23 protein-coding genes are annotated in these 25,909 nt (G+C 72.0%); 5 read left to right on the forward strand and 18 right to left on the reverse strand.

The features are described from left to right. Positions 1–7 precede the first annotated feature (7 nt). The 15 genes from OHS17_RS15625 to OHS17_RS15695 form a co-directional block, all read right to left on the reverse strand. On the reverse strand, positions 8–1,231 hold the full coding sequence (locus tag OHS17_RS15625; protein WP_330312673.1) for a cytochrome P450: 1,224 nt from the start codon (positions 1,229–1,231) through the stop codon (positions 8–10). Between the two features lie 23 nt (positions 1,232–1,254). Next, on the reverse strand, positions 1,255–1,935 hold the full coding sequence (locus OHS17_RS15630; RefSeq protein WP_018102101.1) for a response regulator: 681 nt from the start codon (positions 1,933–1,935) through the stop codon (positions 1,255–1,257). Continuing rightward, positions 1,932–3,191 carry a sensor histidine kinase gene (locus OHS17_RS15635; protein ID WP_383164040.1) on the reverse strand — a complete coding sequence of 420 codons (1,260 nt, stop codon included), beginning with the start codon at positions 3,189–3,191 and terminating at the stop codon, positions 1,932–1,934. The genes OHS17_RS15630 and OHS17_RS15635 overlap by 4 nt, the downstream gene beginning before the upstream one ends. Positions 3,192–3,337: 146 nt before the next feature. Then, positions 3,338–4,213, reverse strand: coding sequence for an alpha/beta hydrolase family protein (locus OHS17_RS15640; RefSeq protein WP_330312675.1), 876 nt, complete (start codon positions 4,211–4,213; stop codon positions 3,338–3,340). Between the two features lie 186 nt (positions 4,214–4,399). After that, complete coding sequence (kynU, locus tag OHS17_RS15645) at positions 4,400–5,596, reverse strand: kynureninase (protein ID WP_330312676.1); 1,197 nt, start codon at positions 5,594–5,596, stop codon at positions 4,400–4,402. Then, positions 5,589–6,437: a tryptophan 2,3-dioxygenase family protein gene (locus OHS17_RS15650; RefSeq protein ID WP_164629258.1), complete on the reverse strand. Its 849-nt coding sequence runs from the start codon at positions 6,435–6,437 to the stop codon at positions 5,589–5,591. Before OHS17_RS15650 ends, kynU begins: the two co-directional genes overlap by 8 nt. 157 nt (positions 6,438–6,594) lie before the next feature. Continuing rightward, entirely contained in the window at positions 6,595–7,008 is a 414-nt protein-coding gene (locus OHS17_RS15655; RefSeq protein ID WP_018102096.1) for a DUF3151 domain-containing protein, read from the reverse strand. Positions 7,009–7,099: 91 nt separating this feature from the next. Next, entirely contained in the window at positions 7,100–8,620 is a 1,521-nt protein-coding gene (locus tag OHS17_RS15660) for an MFS transporter (protein ID WP_330312677.1), read from the reverse strand. A 45-nt stretch (positions 8,621–8,665) separates the two neighbouring features. Further along, positions 8,666–9,832, reverse strand: coding sequence for a MalY/PatB family protein (locus OHS17_RS15665; protein WP_330312678.1), 1,167 nt, complete (start codon positions 9,830–9,832; stop codon positions 8,666–8,668). Positions 9,833–9,926: 94 nt separating this feature from the next. Next, entirely contained in the window at positions 9,927–10,949 is a 1,023-nt protein-coding gene (fbaA, locus tag OHS17_RS15670) for a class II fructose-bisphosphate aldolase (RefSeq protein ID WP_018102093.1), read from the reverse strand. A gap of 200 nt (positions 10,950–11,149) precedes the next feature. Then, complete coding sequence (gene pyrE, locus OHS17_RS15675) at positions 11,150–11,689, reverse strand: orotate phosphoribosyltransferase (RefSeq protein WP_018102092.1); 540 nt, start codon at positions 11,687–11,689, stop codon at positions 11,150–11,152. An 83-nt stretch (positions 11,690–11,772) separates the two neighbouring features. After that, on the reverse strand, positions 11,773–12,570 hold the full coding sequence (locus tag OHS17_RS15680; RefSeq protein ID WP_330312679.1) for an aldose epimerase family protein: 798 nt from the start codon (positions 12,568–12,570) through the stop codon (positions 11,773–11,775). Between the two features lie 21 nt (positions 12,571–12,591). Then, on the reverse strand, positions 12,592–13,725 hold the full coding sequence (locus tag OHS17_RS15685; protein WP_330315268.1) for an SRPBCC domain-containing protein: 1,134 nt from the start codon (positions 13,723–13,725) through the stop codon (positions 12,592–12,594). 118 nt (positions 13,726–13,843) lie between these two features. Beyond that, on the reverse strand, positions 13,844–15,442 hold the full coding sequence (locus OHS17_RS15690) for a polyamine aminopropyltransferase (protein ID WP_330312680.1): 1,599 nt from the start codon (positions 15,440–15,442) through the stop codon (positions 13,844–13,846). Between the two features lie 84 nt (positions 15,443–15,526). Beyond that, positions 15,527–16,048 (reverse strand): DUF2617 family protein, encoded by a 522-nt coding sequence (locus OHS17_RS15695; protein WP_018102088.1) that lies wholly within the window; start codon positions 16,046–16,048, stop codon positions 15,527–15,529. A 776-nt stretch (positions 16,049–16,824) separates the two neighbouring features. Here OHS17_RS15695 and OHS17_RS15700 point away from each other — a divergent pair. Further along, positions 16,825–18,003, forward strand: a complete 1,179-nt coding sequence (locus OHS17_RS15700) for a pyridoxal phosphate-dependent aminotransferase (protein WP_330312681.1) — start codon at positions 16,825–16,827, stop codon at positions 18,001–18,003. 61 nt (positions 18,004–18,064) lie between these two features. Here the strand turns inward: OHS17_RS15700 and OHS17_RS15705 are convergent, their stop codons facing one another. Next, positions 18,065–18,619: a YbjN domain-containing protein gene (locus OHS17_RS15705; protein WP_018102086.1), complete on the reverse strand. Its 555-nt coding sequence runs from the start codon at positions 18,617–18,619 to the stop codon at positions 18,065–18,067. Positions 18,620–18,788: 169 nt separating this feature from the next. Further along, on the reverse strand, positions 18,789–21,383 hold the full coding sequence (gene clpB, locus OHS17_RS15710) for an ATP-dependent chaperone ClpB (protein ID WP_018102085.1): 2,595 nt from the start codon (positions 21,381–21,383) through the stop codon (positions 18,789–18,791). A gap of 215 nt (positions 21,384–21,598) precedes the next feature. On the opposite strand from clpB, the gene OHS17_RS15715 reads away from it, so the two are divergent. After that, the gene (locus OHS17_RS15715) at positions 21,599–22,003 is read left to right on the forward strand and encodes a pyridoxamine 5'-phosphate oxidase family protein (RefSeq protein ID WP_018102084.1); all 405 of its coding nucleotides are present in this window, start codon (positions 21,599–21,601) and stop codon (positions 22,001–22,003) included. Positions 22,004–22,108: 105 nt separating this feature from the next. Here OHS17_RS15715 and OHS17_RS15720 read toward each other — a convergent pair whose 3' ends face one another. Next, positions 22,109–22,429 (reverse strand): hypothetical protein, encoded by a 321-nt coding sequence (locus OHS17_RS15720; RefSeq protein ID WP_018102083.1) that lies wholly within the window; start codon positions 22,427–22,429, stop codon positions 22,109–22,111. Positions 22,430–22,708: 279 nt separating this feature from the next. Here OHS17_RS15720 and OHS17_RS15725 point away from each other — a divergent pair, with 279 nt between their 5' ends. The 3 genes from OHS17_RS15725 to OHS17_RS15735 all read left to right on the forward strand — a co-directional run bounded on the left by OHS17_RS15725 (position 22,709) and on the right by OHS17_RS15735 (position 25,894). After that, the gene (locus OHS17_RS15725) at positions 22,709–23,719 is read left to right on the forward strand and encodes a helix-turn-helix transcriptional regulator (protein WP_330312682.1); all 1,011 of its coding nucleotides are present in this window, start codon (positions 22,709–22,711) and stop codon (positions 23,717–23,719) included. A 184-nt stretch (positions 23,720–23,903) separates the two neighbouring features. Beyond that, positions 23,904–24,881, forward strand: coding sequence for a LuxR C-terminal-related transcriptional regulator (locus tag OHS17_RS15730; protein WP_330312683.1), 978 nt, complete (start codon positions 23,904–23,906; stop codon positions 24,879–24,881). Beyond that, positions 24,878–25,894 (forward strand): helix-turn-helix transcriptional regulator, encoded by a 1,017-nt coding sequence (locus tag OHS17_RS15735; RefSeq protein WP_330312684.1) that lies wholly within the window; start codon positions 24,878–24,880, stop codon positions 25,892–25,894. The genes OHS17_RS15730 and OHS17_RS15735 overlap by 4 nt, the downstream gene beginning before the upstream one ends. Positions 25,895–25,909: the final 15 nt, after the last annotated feature.

A 25,909-nucleotide genomic window follows, 5' to 3' on the forward strand; every position in this document is an offset into this window, starting at 1 on the left:
CACGGGCTCACACCTCGACCCTCAGCTCCTTCAGGCCCCTGATGACGTAGCCCGGGTTCCACTCGGGCTCGGCGGCCAGTCGCAGGCCGGGAGCCTTGCGCAGCAGCTCACCGAAGGAGGCGGTCAGTTCGACCCGGGCGAGCGGGGCGCCCAGGCAGAAGTGGATGCCGGCGCCGAAGGTGATGTGCGGGTTCTCCCGCCGGGCGAGGTCCAGGGTGTCCGGGGCAGCGAAGCGGGAGGGGTCGCGGTTGGCCGAGCCGAAGAGCAGGGCCACCTCGGACCCCCGCGGAATGACGGTGCCGTCGATCTCGATGTCGTCCAGGACCCAGCGCTCGAACATCTGAAGGGGGGTGTCGTACCGCATCAGTTCTTCCAGCGCCGTGGGCAGCAGCCCGTGGTCGGCACGGAGGGCGGCCAGTTGCTCGGAGTGGCGCAGCAGCGTCCACCAGCCGTTGACCGTGGTGTTGACGGTCGCCTCGTGCCCGGCATTCAGGAGGAGGACGCAGGTGGAGACCATCTCCTGCTCGGTCAGCCGCTCGCCCTCGTCGTGGGCGGCGACGAGGGCGGAGATGAGGTCGGTACCCGGGTGCGCGCGCCGCTCGGCGATCAGCTCGCGCAGATACGCGGAGAATTCGAGGGAGGCACGGACGGCGGCGCGGGCGGTGTCCTCGGACGGGTTGAGCTCGAACATCCCGCAGATCGCCCCGGACCAGGGCCGCAGCGGGGCCCGGTCGGACTCCGGGATACCGAGCATCTCGGCGATCACGGCGACGGGCAGCGGCTCGGCGACGGCCGCCAGCAGGTCGCCCCCGCCCTGCTCCACGAAGTCGTCCACGAGTCCGGCGGCCAGCCGCTGGACCGTGGGGACGAGTTGTTCGACGGTGCGCGGGGTGAACGCCTTGGACACCAGGCGCCGGATGCGGGTGTGGTCCGGCGGTTCGAGGTCCAGCAGCCCCTGCCCGTTGAGCGTCTCGAACGGCTCGTGCTCCGGGGGCGGCGGTGTCCGGCCGAACTCCTCGTGCGTGAACCGGTGGAGGTAGGTGCGCCCGAGCCGCCGGTCCCGCAGCAGGGCCGACACGTCGGCGTAGTGCGGGACGAGCCATTGGTCGGTGGCCTCGAAGTAGTGCGCCCGGCCGGTGGCCCGCAGCTCGGCGTAGGCGGGGTACGGGTCGGCGACGAACGCCGCCGACCAGGGGTCGAACGGGGCGGGGGAGGTGCTGGGCTGGTCCATGGGCCGACGCTAGACCACGGTGCTCAGGAAGGGGTGACCAAGCGGGCCTCGTAGGCGAAGACGGCGGCCTGGGTGCGGTCGCGGAGGCCGAGTTTGACCAGGATGCGGCTCACATGGGTCTTGATGGTCGACTCGGCGACGACGAGGTGCCCGGCGATCTCCGCGTTCGACAGACCCTGGGCGATGAGGACGAGCACTTCGGTCTCGCGCTCGGTGAGGTCGCCGACCCGGGCCAGGGCCGGAGGGCGGGGAGCGGAGGCGAGCTTGGAGAACTCGGTGATCAGGCGCCGGGTCACGGTGGGGGCCAGCAGCGCCTCCCCGGAGGCGACCACCCGTACCCCGTCGGCCAGCTGGCGGGCCGAGGCGTCCTTGAGGAGGAAGCCGGAGGCCCCCGCGCGAAGCGCCTGGTAAACGTATTCGTCCAGGTCGAAGGTGGTGAGGACCAGGACCTTCGCATCCGCGTCCGCGGCGACGATCTCGCGGGTCGCCTCGATGCCGTTGAGCTCCGGCATGCGGATGTCCATCAGCACCACGTCGGGGCGGAGCGCGGTGACCTGGGAGACAGCCTCGCGGCCGTTCACCGCCTCGCCGACGACCTCGATGCCCGGCATGGCGTTGAGCAGGACCGAGAAGCCCTCGCGGACCATCATCTGGTCGTCCACGATCAGGACCCGGATCGGCGGGGCGGCGGGCTGCGTCGTCATGCCTGCTCCTTGAAGGCGCCGGTCGCACCGGGCGCCGTCTGCTGGGCCGGGATGAAGGCCGTGACCTCGTAGCCGCCCTCCTCGGTGGGCTCGGCGGTCATCTCGCCGTTCAGCATCGCGACGCGCTCCCGCATCCCGGTGATTCCGTGCCCGGCCCCCGGCGACGGCTTCACGGGAGCGGTCGGCGGTCCGTTGACCACGCGCAGGCCGAGCCCGCCGAGGACGTAGCCGATCTCGACCCTGGCCGTGGCGCCCGGGGCGTGCCGCAGGCTGTTGCTGAGCGCCTCCTGGATGATCCGGTACGCCGACAGCTCGACGCCCTGGGGCAGTTCGCGGACCGCTCCGGTCACCGCCTTCTCCGTCACCAGGCCCGCGTCCCCGACGTTGGTGAGCAGCCGGTCGAGGTCGGCGAGGGTGGGCTGCGGCGCGTCCGGTGCCTCGTAGTCGTCGGCCCGGACGACGCCGAGCACCCGGCGCAGTTCGGTGAGCGCGGCCACGGCGTTCTCCCGGATCGTGACGAACGCCTGCTCCAGCTCCGGCGGCGGGTTCTCCACCCGGTACGGGGCGGCCTCGGCCTGGATGGCGACGACGGACATGTGGTGGGCGACCACGTCGTGGAGCTCCCGGGCGATCGTGCTGCGCTCCTCCAGCAGGGTGCGCCGGTCGCGCTCGACGGCGGTGACGGTGCGCTGCACGGTGACCTCGCGCTGCGCCTCCCGCCGGACCTGGACCATGCTCACCACGAGCAGCGCGAACGCCGAGGCCACCGCCATGCCCGCGGTGTTCGGCCCACCGGCCCCGCCGGTGACGACGCCCTCCACGACGAGGCCCAGCAGCAGCGTGAGCACCCACATCCAGGCCGCGGTGCGCGGCCGGGTCCTGGCCGCGACCACGAACAGCACCACCAGGTGGCAGACGAAGACGGTGGCCGACCACGGTTCGTAGCCGCCCACCACCACGCTCACCGGCATCAGGACCATCGACATCCAGAACGCCCCGACCGGCCTGATCAGCGTCATCGCCACACAGGCCGCGGGCAGCAGCCCGGCCAGCAGGACGCCGGCGTTGCCGGTGACGGCGAACCCCGCCATGAAGATGATCAGCGCGACGCCCAGCACCGCCGCGTGCGTGAGCCACGCGGCCCGTGCCGCGAGGCGGCGCGGCAAGCGCCTGGTCAGGGCCCCGTCCGTGCGCATCGGTGCCATCGGCCGGTAGGCGAAGGCGTCCTCGAAGAGGTCTTCCCAGAGGTCGTCCATCGCACGCGCGGCGAGCCGTAGCTCGGGGCTTCGGGTCTTGGTCTCGGTCACGCCTCCACGGTAGGCGGGGCGGCGGGCCGGGTCGTCAGCAGTGTTGCGGATTCCCGGCCGTCCGTCGCAAGTACTACGCGCCCGCCGCCACACGTCTACCAGGCAAGCTGGGCGATCTCCTCCGCGACCACCGCGCACGCGTCGGCGGCCGGGTCGATCAGCGGGAAGTGGCCGACGTCCGGCAGCAGGGTCAGCCCCACCGTCTCGCCCTCCTTCGCCGCCGCGTCCACGAACGCCTCGGAGACGGCCGCCGGGACCGTGAGGTCCGTCGTGCCCTGGACGACCGCGGTCGCGATGCCCGTGGGCAGCAGCCGGGACGGATCGGCGTGCGCGCTCCGCTCGGCGAAGTCCTCCGCGGCCCCCAGAAGCTGGCCGATCGCCCCCGAGCACACGTCGAGCGCGACCGCCGAGCCGAAGTCCGCGATCGGCGCCAGCGCCACCACGCCCCGCAGTGCGGGCGGCCTCGGGAGCCGCCACGGCGACCCCTCCGGCAGTACGTGCCGGGCGGCGGCCCACAGCGCCAGCTGTCCGCCCGCCGAGTGCCCCGTGACGACGATCCGGCGGACGTCCGCCGCGGGCAGCTCCCGCGCCAGCAGCTCCGGCAGCGCGTCCATCGCGGCGGCGACGTCGTCAAAGGTCTCCGGCCAGCGCCCGGCGACCGGTCCGGTCCCGCGCTGCTGCGGGAGCTCGCTGCCGCGCCGGTACTCCACACTGGCCACGGCGAATCCGTGCCGGGCCAGGAAGTCCGCGAACGGCGACACGTGCGCCCGGTCGTACGGAGCCCGCCACGCGCCCCCGTGCAGCACGACCACGACCGGCACGCCGGTGCGGCCCCCGCGCGGGGCGTAGAAGTCGATGACCTGGTCGGGGTGGCTGCCGTAGGCGGCGGACGCGTCGGGGGCGACGGCCGGATGCGAGAAGGCCGACTCGGTCTCGGCGGCGTCCCGCTCGCGCGCGGCGGAATCCGACATCCTGCTCCACCCTCCCTGTCGTCCGGCCCAACTGGCCTGACCTGCGGGGACGGTACCAGTACAGCGGACCACCCCGCCCACCGGGAATCGGCACCCCGCACACCGCGCCGGCCCCGTCCCGCGCGAGCCCCCGCACGGCGCCGTCCGGTGACCGGGGCGAGCCGGTCACCGGACGGATGCGGCAGCCTACGCCGCCGGAGCGCCCAGAACCTCCGCGAGAACCCGCGCCGCGCGTTCCGCGTCCGCGAACCCCACGTACAGCGGTGTGAAACCGAACCGCAGCACATCGGGACGGCGCAGGTCCCCGACGACACCGCGCGCGATCAGCTCGGCCATCACGGGCTCGGCGTCGTCGCACCGCAGCGCGACCTGGCTGCCCCGTTCCGCGTGGGCGGCCGGGGTGACGGAGGTGACCCGCCCCTCGGGGGCGTACGCCTCGACGCACTCCAGGAAGAAGTCCGTCAGGGCCAGGGACTTGGCCCGGACCGCCTCGATCCCGACCCCGTCCCAGACGTCGAGGGACGCCTCCAGGGCCAGCATGGACAGGATGTCCGGTGTGCCGACCCGGCCCCGGACCGCACCGTCCGCCGGGGTGTAGCCGGGCGTCATCGCGAACGGGTCGGCGTGCGACGTCCACCCCGGCAGGGGCGAGTCGAAGGACGCCTGGTGGCGCTCCGCGACGTACAGGTAGGCGGGCGAACCGGGGCCGCCGTTGAGGTACTTGTACGTGCAGCCGACCGCCAGGTCCACGCCGTGCTCGTCCAGGCCGACGGGGAGCGCGCCCGCGCTGTGGCACAGGTCCCAGACGGCGATCGCGCCCGCGGCCCGCACCGCGGCGGTCAGCCCCGGCAGGTCGTGCAGCCGGCCCGAGCGGTAGTCGACGTGGTTGAGCAGGACGGCGGCGGTCCGCGGGCCGAGCGCGTCCGGCACGTCGGCGGGGGCGACCGGGACGATCCGGTGGCCGGTCATCCGGGCCGCCGAAGCGGCGATGTAGCCGTCGGTGGGAAACGTCTGCGCGTCGACCAGGATCTCGTCGCGGCCCTCCGGCGCCAGCCGGGTCGCGGCGACGAGGGCCTTGAAGACGTTCACGCTGGTCGAGTCCCCGACGACGATCTGGCCGGCCGCCGCGCCGGCGATCGGGGCGATGCGGTCACCGATCCGTTCCGGCGCCGTCCACCAGCCGCTCTCGCCCCAGGACCGGATGCGCAGCTCGCCCCACTCGCGGGTGAGGACCTCCTGCACCCGGGCGGGCACATGGCGGGGCAGCGCGCCGAGTGAGTTGCCGTCCAGGTAGACGGTGTCGTCCAGGGTGAACAGCTCGCGCAGCGGTGCGAGGGCGTCCTCGGTGTCGAGCGCCTGTGCGCGCTCCTGCAGGTCAGACATGGCTGCGGGCCGTCCAGAGCTCGGGGAACACGTTCTTCGTGGCACGCTTCTCCAGCCAGGCCACGCCGGCCGAGCCGCCGGTGCCGGTCTTGGAGCCCATGGCCCGCCGGGTCGCGAGGAGATGGTCGTTGCGCCATCGCCACACCAGCTCGCCCACATCGGTGAGCACCTCGCCGAGACGGACCAGCTCGTCGTTCTGGTCCGGGTTGGCGTAGATCTCCGCCCAGACGGCTTCGACCTCGGGCGACGGCTCGTACTTCCGGGTCAGGTCCCGGCCGAGCACGGACTCCGGGATCGGGTGCCCGCGCCGGGCGAGCAGGGCAAGGGCCTCGTCGTACAGGCCGGGCTCCGCGAGGGCCTTCTCCAGCTCCGCGTGGACCCGGGGCGCGCCCCGGTGCGGCACCAGCATGGACGCGGACTTGTCACCGAGCAGGAACTCCATCCGCCGGTACATCGCCGACTGGAAACCGGAACCCTCGCCGAGCGAGGAGCGGTAGGAGTTGAACTGGGCGGGGGTGAGCTGGGCGAGCGGCGTCCAGGAGGCGTTCAGGGCCTCCAGCTCCCGCAGCGACCGCTTCAGCGCGTCCTGCGCGACGTCCAGGCGGTCCTCGCGCATCGCGTGCGCGGCGGTCTCCCACTCATGGACGATGACGGTGAACCACAGCTCCATGACCTGGGTGGTGACCAGGAAGACCATCTCGCCGGGATCGTCCGAGCGGAGGTGCTGGAGGTGGGTCAGGACATCCGCCTGGACATAGTCCTCGTACGGAGTCGTGCCCGCGAAGTCGAGGTGCGGGGTCTCCGCACCGGTGGCTTCGGGGTCGGGGTGAATCGTCGACATCGCTGTCTCCTCGACACGAGCTTCCGGGTAGCGGTCCGCCCCTTCCCCTCGGAAGTGGAGCCCCGGTCCCCTGTTCGCATACTAAACGCCTGCTCCGGACACGCGCAGGCCCCGCAGTCGCGGATGCGGAGCTGCGGGGCCTGCGGTAGGGCGTCTGCTAGCCGAGGGTCTCGGCGGCGGTCGGCGAGGAGTCGCGCAGGAACGACGAGCAGCGCTCGTACTCCTCCTGCTCGCCGATGGCCTGCGCGGCCCGGGCGAGGGCGTGCAGGGCGCGGAGGAAGCCGCGGTTCGGCTCGTGCTCGAACGGCACGGGGCCGTGGCCCTTCCAGCCGGCCCGGCGCAGCGCGTCGAGGCCGCGGTGGTAGCCGGTGCGGGCGTAGGCGTACGACTCGACGACCCGGCCGCCCTCGAACGCCTCGTCGGCGAGCTGCGCCCAGGCCAGCGAGGAGGTCGGGTACTTCGCGGCGACATCGGCGGGCGCGGTGCCGGCGGCGAGCAGTTCGCGCGGCTCCGGGTCGTCGGGCAGGTGGGTCGGGGGCGGGCCCCCGAGCAGGTTCTCGTGGATCGACATGCTCCCAGTGTGCCTGGCACGGGACGCGCCGAGGACCGGGTGGGCACGATTCCGGCCCCGGCCCGTGCGGCCGGGGAACAGCCCGCGCCCGTCAGCCGGTGGTGTCCGGCCGGGCGGCCTCCGGTGCGGGTTCCAGCGGCGGGCTCGTGACGCCGCAGTGCACCGCGCACTCGGGCCGCGCGGTGTCGTCCACGGGGGCGGGTGTGCGTACGGTCGCCCAGGCGATCAGCGCGCCCAGCACCAGCAGTCCGGCGCACATCGGCATCGCCCGCCGGAACGTCGCGGCGAACTCCCCGGCGTCCCGGTACGCCTCCGGCCCCATGCCGGCGAGCAGCGGCAACGCGGCCACCGCGATGAGGCCGGCGGCGCGGGCGGCGGCGTTGTTGATGCCGCTGGCGAGCCCGGCCCGGCCCGTGTCGACGGAGGCCAGGACGGTCGCGGTGAGCGGCGCCACGACGGTGACGAGACCGACGCCGAGGACGGCCACGGCGGGCAGTACGTCGGTCAGGTACCCGGTGACGGAGTTCGAGCCCGGCCCCACGCGCAGCATCAGCAGCATGCCGGCGGCGGCCGTCAGCGGCCCGGCGGTGAGCGGGATGCGCGGGCCGATGCGCTGGCCCAGCTCGCCCGAAGCGGCCGAGAACAGCAGCATCAGGAGGGTGGTCGGCAGCAGCGCGGTGCCGGCACCCAGCGCCGAGTAGCCGGCGACGACCTGGAGCTGGATCGCGGAGAGGAAGAAGTATCCGCCCAGCGCCGCGTACACGCACAGGGTGACGACATTGACGGCGGTGAACTGCCGGGACGCGAACACCGACGGCGGCAGCATCGGATGGGCCCGCCGCCGCTCCAGCTGGACGAAGGCGGCCCCGAGGAGCACCCCGCCCACCGCCGACCCGATCACGGCCGGGGACGCGCCCTCCCCCGGCGCACCGATCAGCGCGTACGTCACCAGTGCGAGCGCGAGGGCACCGAGGGCCGCCCCGGCGACGTCGAAGCGCCCCTCGGCGTTCGGGTCGCGGGACTCCGGTACGTGGCGCAGCGCGACGGGCACGCAGACGGCGGCGAGCGGCAGGTTGAGCAGGAACACCCAGCGCCAGCCCGGCCCGTCGACCAGCCAGCCGCCCAGGAACGGCCCCACGGCGGCGCCGACCCCGCCGAACCCGGACCACAGCCCGACCGCGCGGGCCCGGTCGTCAGGATGGAAGCTCGCCTGGATCAGGGCCAGCGAACCGGGCGTCAGCAGCGCGCCGCCGACCCCTTGGAGGGCGCGGGCGGCGATGAGCACGGGGGCGTTCGGCGCGAGCCCGCAGATCAGCGAGGCGGCGGCGAACCAGATGACGCCGACTACGAAGACCCGCCTGCGCCCGTAGCGGTCGCCGAGCGCCCCGCCGAGCAGGATCAGCCCCGCGAGGGTCAGCATGTAGGCGTTGACGGTCCACTGGAGCGCGGCCAGGTCGGTGCCCAGGTCGTCGCCGATGCGGGGCAGGGCGACGTTGATGACGGTGGAGTCGAGCATGGCCATGCTCGACCCGAGCACCGTCGTCAGGACGACCCAGCGCCCGGCGGCGGAGGCCACCCGGATCGCGGGCCCGTCCGCCTCGCTCTTCTCCATGGCCTCAGCATCGTCGGCCACCGGCCGAAGGGCCACCGGGAGCCCTCAGCCGGTGACCCGTACCGCCTCGATGCCCCGGATCAGCGCGTCGAGCCCCGCCTCGACCTTGCTCCGCGCGCAGCCCACGTTCAGCCGCACGAAGCCCTCGGCCCCGTACGTGCTGCCGGGCATCACCGCGACGCGCTCCCGCTCGATCAGCACCCGCTGCAACGCCTCGTCGTCCTGGACGCCCGCGCGCCGCAGATCGATCCAGGCCAGGTAGCCGGCCTGCGGCGGCTCCCACTCCAGGGCGGGGAACGCGGTGTTCAGCCGCTCGGCAACCAGGGCCAGGTTCTCCACGACGTACGCGCGTACGGCGTCCAGCCACGGCCCGCCCTCCCGGTACGCGGCGATGTGCGCGGTCAGCGAGAGCACCGCCGGTGAGGCGAGGCCCTCCGCCGTCTCCATCCGGCGCAGATACTCGGTCCGGTCCTCCGGCCGCCCGATGAGGCCGTACGAACCGGTCAGCGCCGGGAAGTTGAACGACTTCGAGGCCGAGGTGATGACCGCCCAGCGCGCATCGCCGCCCACCCGGCTCCACGGCACGTGCGGGAGCCCGTCGTGCACGAAGTCCGCGTGGATCTCGTCGCTGATCACAGCGACACCGTGGCGCGCGGCGAGCTCGGCCATCCCGGCGAGCTCCGCCTCCGTCCACACCCGCCCGGACGGGTTGTGCGGGGAGCAGACCAGCAGGACCTTGCTGTCCGGCCGTGCGAGCTCCCGCTCCAGCGCGTCCGTGTCCCCCAGCGGCACGCCCCGCAGCTCGCGCCCGAGTCCGTGGATCGCCTTGCGGAAGCCGTCGTACGTGGGCGTGTGCAGGACCACGCCGTCGCCCTCGGCCGTCCACATCTGGAGCAGCTGCGAGAGCTGGCTGAGCACGGACGGCCCGTACACCAGGCTGCCGGTATCGATCTCCGTGCCGTACCGCGTCGCGTACCAGTGGGCGATGGCCGGCCGGAAGTCGCCCAGCCGCCAGTCCGTGTAGCCGAGCACGCCGTGTTCGAGCCGGGTCCGCAAGGCGGCCAGCACCTCGGGGGCGGTCTCGAAGTCCATGTCGGAGATGGTGAACGGCAGCAGCCCGTCCACCCCGAAGCGGTCCGCGACGCCGTCCCACTGGACGCACGAGGTTCCGCGGCGGTCGATCTCGGTGTCGAAGTCGTAGGACGTACTCACAGCTGTTCCCTCGGGTCGTGCGTGACGGGTCCGGACATGCCGTGGGCCCGGCACCCCGAGGGGTGACGGGCCCACGCCACACATCCGTACCGGATTACTTCAGCTTGGTGCCGGTGGAGCGCAGGTTGGCGCACGCCTCCGTGACGCGCTTGGCCATGCCGCCCTCGGCGGACTTGCCCCAGCTGCGCGGGTCGTAGACCTTCTTGTTGCCGACCTCGCCGTCGACCTTCAGCACGCCGTCGTAGTTGCGGAACATGTGGTCCACGATCGGGCGGGTGAAGGCGTACTGGGTGTCGGTGTCGAGGTTCATCTTCACGACGCCGTTCTCCAGCGCGGTGGCGATCTCCTCGGCGGTGGAGCCGGAGCCGCCGTGGAAGACGAAGTCGAACGGCGACGTCTTGCCGTACTTGGCGCCGACGCCCTCCTGGAGGTCCTTGAGGAGCTCCGGGCGCAGGACGACGTTGCCCGGCTTGTAGACGCCGTGCACGTTGCCGAACGAGGCGGCCAGCAGGTAGCGGCCCTTCTCGCCCAGACCCAGCGCCTCGGCGGTGCGCAGCGCGTCGTCCACGGTCGTGTAGAGCTCATCGTTGATCTCGTGGGTGACGCCGTCCTCCTCGCCACCGGTCGGGGTGATCTCGACCTCAAGGATGATCTTGGCGGCGGCGGCCTTGGCCAGCAGCTCCTGGCCGATGGCCAGGTTGTCGGCCAGGGTCTCGGCCGAGCCGTCCCACATGTGCGACTGGAACAGCGGGTTCAGCCCCTTGGCGACGCGCTCCGCGGAGACGTCGATCAGCGGACGGACGTACGTGTCCAGCTTGTCCTTGGGGCAGTGGTCGGTGTGCAGCGCGACGGTGATGTCGTACTTGGCGGCGACGATGTGCGCGAACTCGGCGAGGGCGACGGCGCCCGTGACCATGTCCTTGTTGTACTGGCCGCCCAGGAACTCCGCGCCGCCGGTCGAGATCTGCACGATGCCGTCGCTCTCGGCCTCCGCGAAGCCGCGCAGGGCGGCGTGCAGGGTCTGGGTCGACGTCACGTTGATGGCCGGGTAGGCGAACTTGCCTGCCTTCGCCCGGTCGAGCATCTCGGCGTATGCCTCGGGGGTTGCGATGGGCATCTGTCCGCTCCTTGGGATGTGCGGGTGTGCGTGCTGGGTCCCTGACCTGGGGGCGACGTCATCGTCGCCCCCATCTTCCCAGACTCTGGTTCCGGCTCCACCCGGCGGTGCCTCCGAGCCCGGAGGGTCCCTGCTGTCCGGCGTACGACGAAGGCGGTCGGTTTCACGTGAAACCGACCGCCTCCGGGCAAACCGTCAGGTCAGGCGAGGTCGAGGTCCGGGACCGTGTACACGTGGACGTACGGAAGGCCCGCCTCGGCGATGGCCGGAGCGGCGCCGCGCTCCACGATCACGGCCACGGCCACGACCTCGCCACCGGCCTCGCGCACGGCCTCGACGGCGGTCAGCGGCGAGCCGCCGGTGGTCGAGGTGTCCTCGACGACGAGGCAGCGACGGCCCTTCACGTCCGCGCCCTCGATCCGGCGCTGCATCCCGTGGGCCTTCTGCGCCTTGCGGACGACGAAGGCGTCCAGCTCCTGGCCACGGGCCGCGGAGGCGTGCAGCATCGACGTGGCGACCGGGTCGGCGCCGAGCGTCAGCCCGCCCACGCAGTCGTAGTCCAGCTCGGCCGTCGCGTCGAGCATGACCTGACCGACCATCGGGGCGGCCTTGCCGTCCAGCGTGATGCGGCGCAGATCGATGTACCAGTCGGCCTCCAGGCCGGAGGAGAGCGTCACCTTGCCGTGGACCACGGCCTTGTCCTTGATCTGCTGGAGCAGCTCAGCACGTACGTCAGTCATGGCTACGAGGATAAGGCGCGCGCATTCCGCGGCGGCCCGCCCAGGGCAGGGGGCCCGTCCCCCGACCGGCAGGCGCCCCGCGCTCAGAGCCGGCGCCAGCTCCAGGTGGTGGCGATCTCCAGCGGCTCGATCGGGGTGACATAGCGCGGGTCGGTGTTCAGCCCGTTCGGCGGGCCCGACTGCGGCTCCACACAGACCGCCTCGTCCTGCTCGTCGTAGATCACGACCCACTCGGTCCGGCTCTTCACCGTCAGCTCCAGCCGTTCCGGCCAGGTGAGGGTGACATCGACGCCGTCCGGCATCCCGAAGCAGTCGTCCCACGGGCCGGGCAGGGGCGGAATCCGGCGGCCGGTCGGCAGGTGGTTCTCGCCGCGCTCCTCCTGCCAGTCGGCGTCGAAGTCGATACGGACCCCCTCGCCGGTGTCGAGGCGGCGGCGGAACCACGGGTGCCAGCCCGCCTGGGCCGGGAAGGAGTCCCCGTACGTCTCGATGCCGAAGGCCAACGTGAGGGAGTCCTCGGCCAGTTCGAAGGTCTGGGTCACCCGGCCCGGATACGGCCAGGGGTCGGCCAGGTCGTAGTAGAACGACGCCTGGGTCCCGCTCTCCAGGGCGGTGTGCCACGCCGTGTCGCGGCCGGTGCCGTGGATGGCGTGCGGCGGGGCGGTCAGCGGCAGCTGGTGGAGGACGCCACCGTCGCGGAACTGCCCGTTCTCGGTCCGCCCGCACCACGGCACCATCGGGAAGCAGCCGTACCGCTCCCCCTGCCGCAGCAGTTCGGTACCGCCGATCCGCAGGCTGCTGATCCGGCAGCCGTTGGCGGGGTTCACGGTCAACTCTGTGTCGCCGACGGAGAGCCGGACGTCCTTCTCGCTACTGCTCACGGGACGACCCTACTGGCGCCGCTACCTCCGGCGCCGCAACGCCCGGCTGACGACCACCGCCGAGGCGAGGGCCAGCGCGGCCGCCGGGGCGACCCAGCGCAGCGTCGCGCCCGCCCCGCCCGATTCCGGCGTGGGCACGGGGGCGTACCGGCCGCGCGGCGGGGCGTGGTCGACCTCCTCCGCGCTCCGCCCGATCATGGTGCGCCGGGCGTGCGCGGCCTCGGCCGGAGGCCCGTCCGGCACGGTGAACTCGATCCCGGCGACCGGGTCCAGCGACGACGGCGGGATCGGCGCGTCGAACAGCGACTCCCCCTCCTGCGACGGCTCCGCGTCCGGCTCCCCGTCCTGTTTCCCGCCCTGCTCCGCGCCCCGCTCCCCCGGCTGCTCCGCGCCCGGCGCCTCGTCGGGGGCGGCCTCGTGCGTCGGCAGCGACTCGTCGGCGTCGCTCCGGGGTCCGGAGGCGCTGAGCGGGGAGCCGGCCGAGGGCTCGGGGCCGGTCTGGTCCGCCTCCTCGGCGGCCTCTTCGAGCGCCTTCTCCACGGCTTCCCCGACGGCCAGCTCATCGGCGGTGACCTCGGCAGCGCCCGGCGCCTCCGGCGTACCGGCGGAAGCACCGTCGATGGAGGACCCGTCGGCGGAAGCCCCGCCGGCCACCGCCCCGTCGCCCGCTGCCCCGCCGCCCCACGCCTCGTCGGCCGCGCCCTCGCCCTGGGCGGCCAGCGACTCCGTCACGAGCTGCTGGGCGAACCGGTCCAGCAGGCGGTGGGCCGTCGACAACGCCGCCGCCGGCTCCAGGTCCCGCAGGCGGCCGTCACCGCTCGCCCCGCCCTCGAAGGAGATCGACGTGCCCTCGTCGCCCTCCGTCAGCCGGAGGGTCAGGGACAGCTTCGCCGAGCCGCCGCCCCGGGCCTCCGCGCCCTCGCCCTCCACCAGGACGGCGTGCACGGAGTCCACGTCCGGGTCGCCCGGCAACGGCGTGAGGCGCAGGGCGCCCCGGTACGTGATGGTGTGGCCGCCCGCCCGGATTCTGAGCCGGCCCGCCAGGGGACCCGCCGACGCGTCGGCGTCCTGCTGGAACCCCGGTACACAGCGGGCGACCCGGACGGGGTCACCCAGCGTCCGCCGCAGGGCCGGGACCGGAACCGGAACGAACACCTCATGCTCCATGGTGAACGAGCCTACTCAGCCCCGGCCCTCCCGTCAGCGCTTCCGCGTCCGCGACCGCCCCCGCACCCCGGCGCCGCGTTCACCCGCGACAGCCCGCACGCCCCCCTCACCGCTCCTCCCAGTAGCGCGGGTGCACCAGCGTCGAGGGCGCGAGGCCGGACAGCCGCCCGGCCTCCGCCCTGCGCCCCGCGTCCAGCAGCCCCGGCACGCTCAGCGAGCGCAGCGCGGGCGCGTCCGGGGCCAGGCCGAGCGTGGGCGTCGCCGCCCTCCCGGCCAGCAGAAACCCCCAGCCGCCGGTTCCGTCCGTGCCGCCCTCGGCCCGGTCGGGGCCGGCCGCGAAGCCCGACTGGCGCCCGCTGATCCGATAGGGGCGCGGACACAGCCCGGCGGCCCGCATGGAGGCCTCGACCGTCCAGAAGGTGCGCGGCCGGACGACGGCCGGCCCCGCGTGCACCGCGAGCCGTCCGTCCGGGGCGAGGGCCTCGGCGACCAGGCCGTAGAACTCCGCCGAGTAGAGCTTCGTACTGGCGGAGATCCCTGGGTCGGGGAGGTCGGAGATCACCACGTCGTAGCGGCCGCGGGCGGTCCGCAGCCAGGTGAACGCGTCGCCGGTCACCGTCGTCACGCGGGGATCGTCCAGCGCGTGCGCGTTCAGCGCGGAGAGCGCGTGGTCCGTACGGGCCAGTCGGGTGACGGCCGGGTCCAGCTCGACCAGGGTCAGGCTCCGCACGTCCGGGTAGCGCAGCACCTCCCGCGCCGCCAGCCCGTCCCCGCCGCCCAGGATCAGCACCCGGGCGCGCGTCCCGTTCATCGCGGGGTGCACCAGCGCCTCGTGGTAGCGGTACTCGTCGCGGGAGCTGACCCGCAGCCGCCCGTCCAGATAGAGGTCCAGGGAGCTGCGGCCGGCCCCGGTCAGCACGACCTCCTGCACATCGGTCTGCACGGCGACCCGCACCTGGTCCCCGTACACCGCGCGCCGCGCCGCCCGCTCGAAGTCGTCGGCCAGCAGTGCGGCCGTGGCCAGCACCGCGATCACCGTGACGTTGGCGGCGATCAGCAGCCACCGCGCCCGGCGGGTCACGTCCCGCCGGAACACCCACAGCACCAGCGCCCCGCCCGCCGCCGCGTTCACCGCGCCGGTCAGCAGCGCGCCGGTGAGCTGGCCGAGCATCGGCAGCAGCAGGAACGGGAAGGCGAGGCCGCCGACGAGCGCGCCCACGTAGTCCGCCGCGAACAGATCGGCGACGGCCCCGCCCGCGTCCTGCCGGTCCACCCGCTGGATCAGCGTCATCAGCAGGGGGATCTCCGCGCCGATCAGGATGCCGATCGTCAGCGAGAAGCCGACCAGCGCGTACCGCGATTCGCCGAACCAGGCGAACGACGCGTAGAGCACCAGCGCCGAGAAGCCGCCCACCAGGGCGAGGGCCGCCTCGATCAGCCCGAAGCCCACCGCGGCCCGGTTGCGTAAACGTTTCGCGAGCAGCGAGCCGATCCCCATCGCGAACACCATCACGGAGAGCACGACGGACGCCTGGGTGACCGAGTCGCCGATCAAGTAGGACGCGAGCGCCACCAGTTCGAGCTCGTACACCAGACCGCAGGCGGCACAGACGAAGACGGCCGCCAGCACGAGATACCGACCGGTCCTCGGTCGGACGGGAAGCCGCGCCGCGCCCCCTCGCAGCGACACCTGCTGGTCGATCATGCCGCGAACGCTACGTCACCGATCGCTTGCCGCTTGTCACCCACAAGGGTGTAACTGGCGCATCCGAGGCGCGGCGGGTGTGCGTCACAGCGCCACCGCGGGTACCCGCACGCCCACCCGGGTCCGCGTCACGACGAGCTGGCCCTCCTGCGGGTACGCGTGCCAGGTGCGCCACCGCACCTGCCCCTCGGTCCGCTGGGCGAGCATGGCCGTGAAGGCGTGCGGGCTGCCCGGAAACGTTCCGGCCAGACCGTGCGGGTGATCGGAGACGAGGGCCAGCAGCTCCTGCGCGCGTCCGGCGAAGGAGCCCGCGCTCAGCGTCTCGACGCGGGCCGCGAACTCGTACTCCCAGCCACCGATCCGCTTGGCGACGCCCAGCGGCAGCGGGGTGCTGCTGCCGGGCATGCAGGCGACGGTCTCGGAGCAGCTGCCCTGCTCCTCCTCCAGAAGCACCTGGTGGGAGGCGCCGAGCAACCGCAGCTGCAGGGTGGCGCCGGCGAGTTCGAGGTCGAGGACGGCCAGCGCGGGGAGCGGCTCGCGCCCCAGCGCCCAGGCCAGATCGGCGGCACGGGTATCGGAATAGGCCGTATGAAGGGTCGTGAGCATGGGTCGGCTCCGCAAACACGCATGGACACATGGACAGGGGACGCCCCCGCGTCGTGCGCGTGGGAGGTGGGAAGCGCCCGATCAGGTCCAACTGGGGTCCGAGGGCTGAATGTTCTCTCCAACGAGGGAATCACGAACTACGCCGCACTCACAGCGTTTTTGCCCAACTTGCCGGGGTTTCCATCCCCCTCGGGGGGCCTTCCGCTCACCTGTTCACCGCAGACCCATGAGAGACCCCAACAAAAAGGAGCCCGGCGGGACTTGGCGCGTGCGTCGCGCCTCCCGCCGGGCCCCGAAGCGTGTCCGCTGACATACCTTCGCGGACCAACTGCCCCGTGTCAGCTGCCTCCGCCGCATCCGCCTCCCCCGCCGCAGGAGGAACCCCCGCCGCACGAGGACCCGCCGCCGCAGGAGTGGCCGCCCGAGTGCCCACCGCCGCACGAGTGCCCACCGGAATGCCCGCCGGAGTGTCCGCCGCCGCTGTCCCCGGCCCACCAGCTGCCCCCGGCGGCCGAGCCGCCCGCCGTACCGCGCCGCCTGCTGCGCGCCGGCGCACGCCCCCGTCCGCCGGGCCGCGCTGCCTTCGCGGCGAGGACCAGGACCAGCACGACCAGAATCACGCCGACCAGCACACCGACCATGACCTCACGTCCTTCCTTCCCCCGAAGCGAGGCCCCCCGCTCCGCGCCCTTCCGGCGTGCAGGGGAGATGCCCCTGCCGCCGCAGGCCCAAAGCAGACTTGAGCAAGTCCAGAGCTTGCGCGCAGGATGGCGGCCATGACACACGGACGACCGCTGCTCAACCGCCGCCTCGCCGAGTTCGGCACGACGATCTTCGCGGAGATGTCCGCGCTGGCCATCCGCACCGGAGCCATCAATCTCGGCCAGGGCTTCCCCGACACCGACGGCCCCGAGGAGATCCGCGAGGCCGCGGTGCGTGCCCTGCGCGCCGGGCAGGGAAACCAGTACCCGCCCGGCCCCGGCGTCCCCGAGCTGCGCACCGCGATCACCGGCCACCAGCAGCGGCGCTACGGCCTGGCGTACGACCCCGACACGGAGGTGCTGGTCACCGCGGGCGCCACCGAGGCCATCGCCGCCTCGCTCCTGGCGCTCCTGGAGCCCGGCGACGAGGTCATCGCGCTGGAGCCGTACTACGACTCGTACGCCGCCTGCATCGCGATGGCGGGCGCGACGCGCGTTCCCGTCACGCTGCGCCCCGACACCTCCGCCGGCACCTATCGGCTGGACCTCGACGAACTGCGCGCGGCGGTCACACGCCGTACCCGGCTGCTGCTGATCAACACCCCGCACAACCCGACCGGCACGGTGCTGAGCCGCGAGGAACTGGGCGCCATCGCGGAACTGGCCTGCGAGCACGATCTGCTCGTGGTCACCGACGAGGTCTACGAGCACCTGGTGTTCGAGGGCGAGCACCTGCCGCTGGCGGGCTTCCCCGGCATGCGCGAGCGCACGGTCACCATCTCCTCTGCCGGCAAGACGTTCTCGTACACCGGCTGGAAGATCGGCTGGGTCACCGGCAGCGCCGAGCTGGTGACGGCGGTGCGCTCGGCGAAGCAGTACCTGACGTACGTCTCCGGCGGCCCCCTCCAGTACGCCGTCGCCGAGGCGCTGCGGCTGCCCGACAGCTTCTACGAGGAGCTGCGCGCGGACCTGTACGCCAAGCGGGACCTGCTCTGCGCGGGCCTCGCCGAGGCCGGTTTCGCGGTCTACCGCCCGGCCGGCACGTACTTCGTCACCACCGACATCCGCCCGCTCGACGCGACCGGCGACGGCATCGCGTTCTGCCGGGCCCTGCCGGAACGCTGCGGCGTGGTGGCCGTTCCCAACGCCGTCTTCTACGACCACCGCGACCAGGGAGCCCCCTTCGTCCGCTTCACGTTCTGCAAACGTACGGACGTGCTCCAGGAGGCCGTTTCCCGGCTGAAGCAGCTCTGACGCATGAAGAGGCCCGGCGCGGGTTCCCCCGGCCGGGCCTCTTCATGCGTGCGGAGCGGACTCAGGCGTCCGGAGCCTCCGTGCCGTCCTCGGCCTTCTGCTCGGCCGGGGCCAGGCCCAGGCGCTCCAGCAGCCACTTGTCGAACTCGATGGAGGCGCGCACCCAGCTGACCGTCGAGGAGACGAAGTGCTCCAGGGAGACGCCGGTGCCGATGAGCATCTGCGCCTCACCGATCAGGCGGACCGAGGGGCCGCCCTCCTCGCCCTCCTCGGGCTCGTGGGTGTGCGTGTAGACCTTGGGCCACAGGGTGCGGCGGTTCCAGTCGTCGATCGCGTCGAGGAGGACCGGGCGCTGGTCCGTGGCGTGCGGGCGGTCGTAGAACGTACGGACCGAGAAGACCTGCTGCTCGCCCTCGCCGCGGAACATGAAGTACGTGCGGAATTCCTCCCACGGCGCGGCGAGGTCGCCCTCGTCGTCGACGACGTACTTCAGCTCCATCTGGTCCAGCAGCTGCTTGACGAGGTCCTGGTCAGGGACGACGGGGCCCTCCGGTCCTGCCGCCTGCGGTTCGGGCTGAGCCCCGAAGTTAGGAATCGAGGACGGATCGATGCTCACCGTTATTTCCCTTCGTGCGGTTGGCTGCCATCCTCTCTTATGCCGGGCGGGGCATGGCAAGCCCGGAAGGCCCCGATCCGCCACAAGCTGATATTCAGCCGGTGGGGAACGGGGCCGGGGCGTTCCGATGACGCCGTACGGATTCCGCTTATCGCGTCGGCGGCCGCGCTCAGCTCGCCGCTCCGACGATCAGGCCGTCCTCGAAGCGGTCCACGCGGACCGTGTCGCCGTCCCTGATCTCGCCCGCCAGGATCTCCTTCGCGAGGCGGTCGCCGATCGCCGTCTGGATGAGGCGGCGCAGCGGCCGGGCGCCGTACGCCGGGTCGTTGCCCTCCTCGGCCAGCCAGGCCAAGGCCTCCGGGGTGACCTCCAGGGTGAGCCGCCGGTCGGCCAGGCGCTTGGCGAGCCGGTCGATCTGGAGGCCCGCGATGTGCGCCAGCTCGTCGCCGGACAGGGCGGAGAAGACCACCAGGTCGTCCAGCCGGTTCAGGAACTCCGGCTTGAAGGACGCCCGGACGACCTCCAGAACCTGGCGCTTCTTCTCTTCCGGTTTGGTCAGCGGATCGGTCAGGTACTGGCTGCCGAGGTTGGACGTCAGGATCAGGATGGTGTTCCGGAAGTCCACCGTCCGGCCCTGTCCGTCGGTGAGCCGGCCGTCGTCCAGGACCTGGAGCAGGATGTCGAAGACCTCGGGGTGGGCCTTCTCGACCTCGTCCAGCAGGACAACGGTGTACGGGCGGCGGCGGACCGCCTCCGTGAGCTGGCCGCCCTCCTCGTAACCGACGTAACCGGGCGGGGCGCCGACCAGCCGGGCGACGCTGTGCTTCTCGCTGTACTCGCTCATGTCGATGCGGACCATGGCCCGCTCGTCGTCGAAGAGGAAGTCCGCGAGGGCCTTCGCCAGCTCGGTCTTGCCGACCCCGGTCGGGCCGAGGAACAGGAACGAGCCGGTGGGGCGGTCGGGGTCGGCGATGCCGGCGCGGGTGCGGCGTACCGCGTCCGAGACGGCCTGCACGGCCTCGGTCTGCCCGATCAGGCGCTTGCCCAGCTCCGACTCCATGCGCAGCAGCTTCTGCGTCTCGCCCTCCAGGAGGCGGCCGGCCGGGATGCCGGTCCAGGCGCCCACGACATCGGCGATGTCGTCCGGCCCGACCTCCTCCTTGACCAGGGTCTCCTTGGGCTCGCGGGCGGCCTCCTGCTCGGCCTCGTCGGCCTCGGCCAGCTCGCGTTCCAGGCCGGGGATCTCCCCGTACAGCAGCTTCGACGCGGTGTCGAAGTCGCCGTCGCGCTGGGCGCGTTCGGCCTGGCCGCGCAGGTCGTCCAGGCGTTCCTTCAGCTCACCGACCCGGTTGAGGCCCTGCTTCTCCTTCTCCCAGCGGGCGTTGAGGCCGCGCAGCTCCTCCTCCTTGTCGGCGAGGTCGCGGCGCAGCTTCTCCAAGCGCTGTTTGGAGGCGGCGTCGGTCTCGTTCCTGAGGGCCAGCTCCTCCATGTGCAGCCGGTCGACGGAGCGCTGGAGCTCATCGATCTCGACGGGCGAGGAGTCGATCTCCATGCGCAGCCGGGAGGCCGCCTCGTCCACGAGGTCGATGGCCTTGTCGGGCAGGAAGCGGGAGGTGATGTAGCGGTCGGACAGGGTGGCGGCGGCGACCAGGGACGCGTCGGCGATCTGGACCTTGTGGTGGGCCTCGTAACGCCCCTTGAGGCCGCGGAGGATCGCGATGGTGTCCTCGACGGACGGCTCGGCGACCAGCACCTGCTGGAAGCGGCGCTCCAGGGCGGGGTCCTTCTCGATCCGCTCGCGGTACTCGTCCAGCGTGGTCGCGCCGACCATCCGCAGCTCGCCGCGGGCCAGCATCGGCTTGAGCATGTTGCCCGCGTCCATCGCGGAGTCGCCGCCGGCGCCCGCGCCCACGACGGTGTGCAGCTCGTCGATGAACGTGATGATCTGGCCGTCGCTCTCCTTGATCTCGGAGAGGACGGTCTTCAGGCGCTCCTCGAACTCGCCGCGGTACTTCGCGCCCGCGACCATGGCGCCCAGGTCGAGCGAGACGAGCCGTTTGTCCTTGAGGGATTCGGGAACGTCGCCCTTCACGATGCGCTGGGCGAGCCCTTCGACCACGGCGGTCTTGCCGACGCCCGGCTCACCGATGAGCACCGGGTTGTTCTTGGTGCGCCGCGAGAGCACCTGGACGACGCGGCGGATCTCCTGGTCCCGGCCGATGACCGGGTCGAGCTTGCCCTCGCGCGCGGCGGCGGTGAAGTCCGTGCCGAATTTCTCCAGGGCCTTGTACTGGCCCTCCGGGTCGGGAGTGGTCACCCGGCGCCCTCCCCTGCTCTTCTCGAACGCGTCCAGCAGCTTCTTCGCGCTGGCCCCCTGCCCGTCGAGGATCTCACCGGCACGGCCGCCCTTCGCGGCGATCCCGATCAGCAGGTGCTCGGTGGAGACGAAGTCGTCGCCCAGCTCCTGGGCGCGCTGCGCGGCGTCCGCGATGACGGCGAGCAGCTCACGGTTGGGCTGGGGCGGTGCGACGGTCGACCCGGTCACGCTGGGCTGCGCGGCCAGGAGCCGTTCCGTCTCGGTGCGTACGGCGATCTGGTCGGCCTCGACGGCGGCCAGCAGATCGACCAGATTCTCGTTGTCCTCGCCCGAGAGCAGCGCGAGCAGCAGATGCCCCGGGGTCAGATCGGGATGCCCGTCCTTCACGGCCCTGCTGGTGGCCGCGTTGATGGCGTCCCTGCTCCTGTTGGTCAGCTCGGCGTCCACGTGCGCTGTCTCCTCCTTGCGACGACTGGTCCGTTCCCCACTACTGACACGGTCAACGTGTACAAAGTTGAGTCTATTCCACTCAAGGTTGTGCGCGCCGAAAGTTGAGCGCATTCCACTCAAGGCGAAATGCGGCCACGCCTCACCTCCGAGTGAACCGGCCGTCGCGGGCACCCGCCACCGCAGGCCGTTCCCGCCCGCATACGCTGGGGCCCATGGCAGTCGACGTACACCAGCCGAGCCCCGAGTACCTCGCGTTCTGGCGCGAGAGCCACGTGTGCACGCTCACCACGCCCCGCCCCGACGGCACGCCGCACGTGGTCCCGGTGTGCGTGACGTACGACCCCGAGGCCGGCCTCGCCCGGGTCATCACCAACAAGCACAGCCGCAAGGTGGCCAACATCCTGGCCGCGGGCCCGGACGGCGCCCGGGTCGCGGCGTGCCAGGTGCACCGGCGCCGCTGGGCGACCCTGGAGGGCGTCGCCCGGATCAGCACGGACCCGGAGCGGGTCGCGGAGGCCGTACGCCGCCACACGGAGCGCTACGACCGGGTGCCCTCGCCCAACCCGGACCGGGTCGTCATCGAGATCACCCTGGACCGGGCGCTCGGCCGCGGCTGAGCGGGCCGCCCCCGGGGAAAGCACAACGGCGCCACCGTGTTCAGGTCACGGTGGCGCCGTTGTGTGGGGGAAGTGACTGAGCGACGTGGAACGACGGGGGATCGCTCAGGCACTGTGGGGGGTGGCGGCAATGGTTTCTGGTTCGAACAGCTGATGGTCACGCTGTGCGAGATTCACGAAGATCATGTCGTACCGGATGGCACACCGCACCGGCTGCGGCGCGCCCCGCGGCTTGCGGAGGCACCGGTAGGCGCGGACTTCACCGTCGTCCTCGCGGGCGACGACGACCGGGTCGCCGAACAGAGTGACCATCAACGAGTCGCCACGGTGGGGCAGTGCCGTGACGAGATCGATGAAATGCCACCCTGACCGGTAGGCGGTCGCCATCTCACGCCGGAAGGTCCGGTCGTCCGGAGGGGTGGTCATGCTTTGTCCTGCGGAATCGAGTAACCCCACCCCACATCAGCCTGCGGCACATTACCGACGGCTGCAGAGTCGCGGCCCCACACGAGGTCTGACGGAGAGACCTGCGCCATGAGCAGTAGCGCAGCAGCCGCAACGACAGTGCCAAGCACTGAGCGAAGCAATCTCTTGTACATAGCCGGCTTCGTCCTCACCTGATGGAATCGTCTCCCCCGCTCCACTTGAAGACGATGGCTCATTCGGACACGTCAAAGCCACAGAACCGATGCATCATGTTCCTGAATGTTCAGGACCCTGGGGGGTGGAGCTTTGCCCGCAATCGACGCCAAACCGGCACATACTCACTCGGTCGCGAATCTATGCACCGATGGAGTCCGGCTGTACTCGGCCGCGCTGGGCGTCGGGCGCATCGCCCGAACCGAGGTGGAACCGGCTCCTTGCCTGCTCGAATTCGGCCTTTTGCTGCCCGACCCCGACGATGATTCCTGGCTCCGGCCGGTGGCGCCGTCCGCCGCCCTCGCCCAGCGGCTCCACCCCCTGGAACGCGAGATCCAGGACCGCAGGCGAACGTCGGTGGAGCTGACCGACGCGTTCGAACCGTTCATGGCGATCAGCGCCCAGCGGCCTGCGGCCACCCACGCGATCACGGTGCTGGAAGGCATCGACCGGATCAACGGGGCTCTGGATCTGGCCATCTCCGAGAGCCGGACGGAAGTGCTGACCGTCCAGCCCGGCGGCAAGCGCAGCGAGGAGGTTCTGAGCGAGGCCCTGGCACGCAGCAAGCCTCTCATCGACTCCGGGATCAGCGTACGCACGCTCTACCAGCACACCGTAAGGCACAGCCAGCGCACCTACGCGTACGTGGACCTCATGGCCGGCGCACGCATGGAGATCCGGACGCTGGAAGAACTCATCGAGCGCCTCATCATCTGCGATGACACCGTGGCGTTCATTCCGGCCAGGGACGATCCACCCATCGCCCTGGAACTGCGGCACCCCGGACTGGTCGCGTACCTGACGAAGGTATTCGAACAGCTCTGGAGCAGGGCCGTCCCGCTGAACGAGGCCGCGCCCTACGATCCGGCGCGCGACGGCATCACGGGCGTTCAGCGCTCCATCGCCCAACTCCTCGTGGAGGGCCACGTCGATGAAGCCATAGCCCGCCGTCTCGGCATGAATGTGCGTACCTGCCGGGCCCACGTGGCGAAACTTTCCGCCGTTCTCGGCAGCACCAGTCGCGCCCAACTCGGCTATCTGATCGCCCGGTCAGGAATCCTGGACCAGGATTCCTGACCGGCCGGCCCCAAAGATCCCCACCCCCCGGGCCGGACGGGCGTGCCACGCAATGGGGGAGAGCATGGCCACGCCCTAGATCAGCCGGGGGAGTTCCCGGCTCCCCCGACATCTCCACACTGGCCCGGGAACTAGGCTGGCACCACCGTCATCTTGCTGCACTGCCAAAAGTGGGGGGTCCCAAATGAGCAAGGACGAGGGCATACCGCACCAGTCGCACGGTGATCTAGAACTGTGCGATGCCGGCGTCAGGACCTACACCGAAGCGCTCCGAGCCGGCCGGCTGCCCCGCTCCGCTCTCGGACCCGCCCCGTGCCTGATCGAGTTGGCTCTCGTCCATCCCGATCCTCAGGATGATGGCTGGATCCGGCCGGTGCCGCCGTCCGCGGCGCTCGCCCATCTGCTCCAGCCCGTCACCCGGGAGATCCACGAGCGCATCCGGCTCTCCGCGGCCCTGGCCGACTCCCTGGCACCCCTGGCCTCCGTCGCCAGCACCGACCCCAACCTCGCCATCACCGTCCTCGAAGGCCTCCCGCTGATCGAGGCCGCCATCCAGAACGCCACGGACGGCGCGCAGCACGAGGTCCTGACCCTGCAGCCCAGCGGCAACCGGCCCGTGGAACAGCTGAAGAAGGCGCTGGCGCGTGCACTCGACATGTCGGAGCGCGGTGTGACGCTGCGTCACATCTACCAGCACCCCGCCCGCTACAGCCCGGCCATCAAGGCGTACCTGGACGACGTGCCGCCGGGCCACATCCAGGTGCGCACCATCGAGCAGACGGTCGAACGTCTCTTCGTCTTCGACAGCACCGTCGCCTTCATCCCCGCCAGCGCACGGCGCGACACCGCCCTGGAGATCCGCCACCCCGCCCTCGTGCGCTACCTGATCCAGGTGTACGAGGTGCTGTGGGCCCAGGCCAAGCCGCTGACCTCTCCCCTCCAGGCGCCCGCGCACGACACCCCGATCACCGCCACCCAGCTGAGCGTCGCGCGCCTCCTCGTCGAGGGGAACACCGACCAGATCGTGGCCCGCAAACTGGCCATCAGCGTCCGCACCTGCCGCGCCCACATCGCCAAACTCATGCACGCCCTCGGCGCCACCAGCCGCACCCACCTCGGCGCCCTGCTCGTCCAGTCCCGCCTCGCGGAGCCCACCCGATGACCCTGTCCACCGAACACCGCCACGGCGAAGGCGAGCTGTGCGACGCAGCGGTCGGCCTCTACACGCAGGCGCTCACCCAGGGCAGCATCGCCCGGTCCGCCGCCGCGCACGTCCCCTGCGTCGCCGACGGCGCCCTGCTCGTCCCCGACCCCCACGACAGCCGCCGGCTGCGCCCCGTACCGCCCACCGCCGGGCTGGCGCACCTGCTGCATCCGCTGGCCCGCCAAGTCCTCGACCAGGTACGCGCGATCGACCTGCTGGCGAAGTTTCTCGTCCCCCTCACCTCGTCGGACCAGGAGCCCATCTCCCTCGCCACGCTCCACGGGCGATCGACCATCCAGGCGTCCATCAACGGCTCGGCCCGCGAGGTACGGGACGAGATCCTGACCATCCAGCCCGGCAGCACCCGTCCGCGCGAAAAGCTCCGGATAGCGCTCACGGGGACGCTGCCCACCGCCGCGCGGGGCGTCCGGGTCCGGCACATCTACCAGCACTCCGCGCGCTACAGCACCGACCTCAGGGCGTACGTGGCCCAACTGCCCAGCGGGCTCCTGGAGGTCCGCACCGTGGAGCGGGCCATCGACCGTCTCATCATCTTCGACCGGGCCGTCGCCTACCTCCCCGCCGACCCCGACGGCAACGCCGCGCTGGAGATCCGCCACCCCGCCCTCGTCCGCTACCTGACCGACATCTACGAAACCCTCTGGGCCGGAGCCACCCCCTTCACCGAACACCTCCCCACCGCACTCCCCGGCGCCCCCGTCACCGCAGTCCAACAGAGCATCGCCCGCCTCCTCATCGACGGCTGCACCGACCAGGCCGCCGCCGAAAAACTCGGCATCAGCGTCCGCACCTGCCGCGCCCACATCGCCAAACTCATGCACACCCTCAACGCCACCAGCCGCACCCACCTCGGCGCCCTCCTCATCCGCTCCGGCCTCGCGGAGGGCCCCGCCGGTCCCGTACCGCCGGGATACGCGAAACGGCCCGCCACGCCCGGAAATCCGGGATGACGGGCCGCCTCTGGG

This window comes from Streptomyces sp. NBC_00523 (genome assembly GCF_036346615.1).
Classification (GTDB): domain Bacteria; phylum Actinomycetota; class Actinomycetes; order Streptomycetales; family Streptomycetaceae; genus Streptomyces.

Coding starts and splice junctions, on each gene's coding strand:
- OHS17_RS15640 (WP_330312675.1), bottom strand. CDS start 4,213: ATGTCGGATTCCGCCGCGCGCGAGCGGGACGCCGCCGAGACCGAGTCG.
- OHS17_RS15655 (WP_018102096.1), bottom strand. CDS start 7,008: ATGTCGATCCACGAGAACCTGCTCGGGGGCCCGCCCCCGACCCACCTG.
- OHS17_RS15720 (WP_018102083.1), bottom strand. CDS start 22,429: ATGACCACCCCTCCGGACGACCGGACCTTCCGGCGTGAGATGGCGACC.
- OHS17_RS15715 (WP_018102084.1), top strand. CDS start 21,599: ATGGCAGTCGACGTACACCAGCCGAGCCCCGAGTACCTCGCGTTCTGG.
- OHS17_RS15630 (WP_018102101.1), bottom strand. CDS start 1,935: ATGACGACGCAGCCCGCCGCCCCGCCGATCCGGGTCCTGATCGTGGAC.
- OHS17_RS15650 (WP_164629258.1), bottom strand. CDS start 6,437: ATGTCGACGATTCACCCCGACCCCGAAGCCACCGGTGCGGAGACCCCG.
- pyrE (WP_018102092.1), bottom strand. CDS start 11,689: ATGACTGACGTACGTGCTGAGCTGCTCCAGCAGATCAAGGACAAGGCC.
- fbaA (WP_018102093.1), bottom strand. CDS start 10,949: ATGCCCATCGCAACCCCCGAGGCATACGCCGAGATGCTCGACCGGGCG.
- OHS17_RS15660 (WP_330312677.1), bottom strand. CDS start 8,620: ATGGAGAAGAGCGAGGCGGACGGGCCCGCGATCCGGGTGGCCTCCGCC.
- kynU (WP_330312676.1), bottom strand. CDS start 5,596: ATGTCTGACCTGCAGGAGCGCGCACAGGCGCTCGACACCGAGGACGCC.
- OHS17_RS15695 (WP_018102088.1), bottom strand. CDS start 16,048: ATGCTCACGACCCTTCATACGGCCTATTCCGATACCCGTGCCGCCGAT.
- OHS17_RS15700 (WP_330312681.1), top strand. CDS start 16,825: ATGACACACGGACGACCGCTGCTCAACCGCCGCCTCGCCGAGTTCGGC.
- OHS17_RS15725 (WP_330312682.1), top strand. CDS start 22,709: ATGTTCAGGACCCTGGGGGGTGGAGCTTTGCCCGCAATCGACGCCAAA.
- OHS17_RS15730 (WP_330312683.1), top strand. CDS start 23,904: ATGAGCAAGGACGAGGGCATACCGCACCAGTCGCACGGTGATCTAGAA.
- OHS17_RS15635 (WP_383164040.1), bottom strand. CDS start 3,191: ATGGACGACCTCTGGGAAGACCTCTTCGAGGACGCCTTCGCCTACCGG.
- OHS17_RS15690 (WP_330312680.1), bottom strand. CDS start 15,442: ATGATCGACCAGCAGGTGTCGCTGCGAGGGGGCGCGGCGCGGCTTCCC.
- OHS17_RS15735 (WP_330312684.1), top strand. CDS start 24,878: ATGACCCTGTCCACCGAACACCGCCACGGCGAAGGCGAGCTGTGCGAC.
- OHS17_RS15625 (WP_330312673.1), bottom strand. CDS start 1,231: ATGGACCAGCCCAGCACCTCCCCCGCCCCGTTCGACCCCTGGTCGGCG.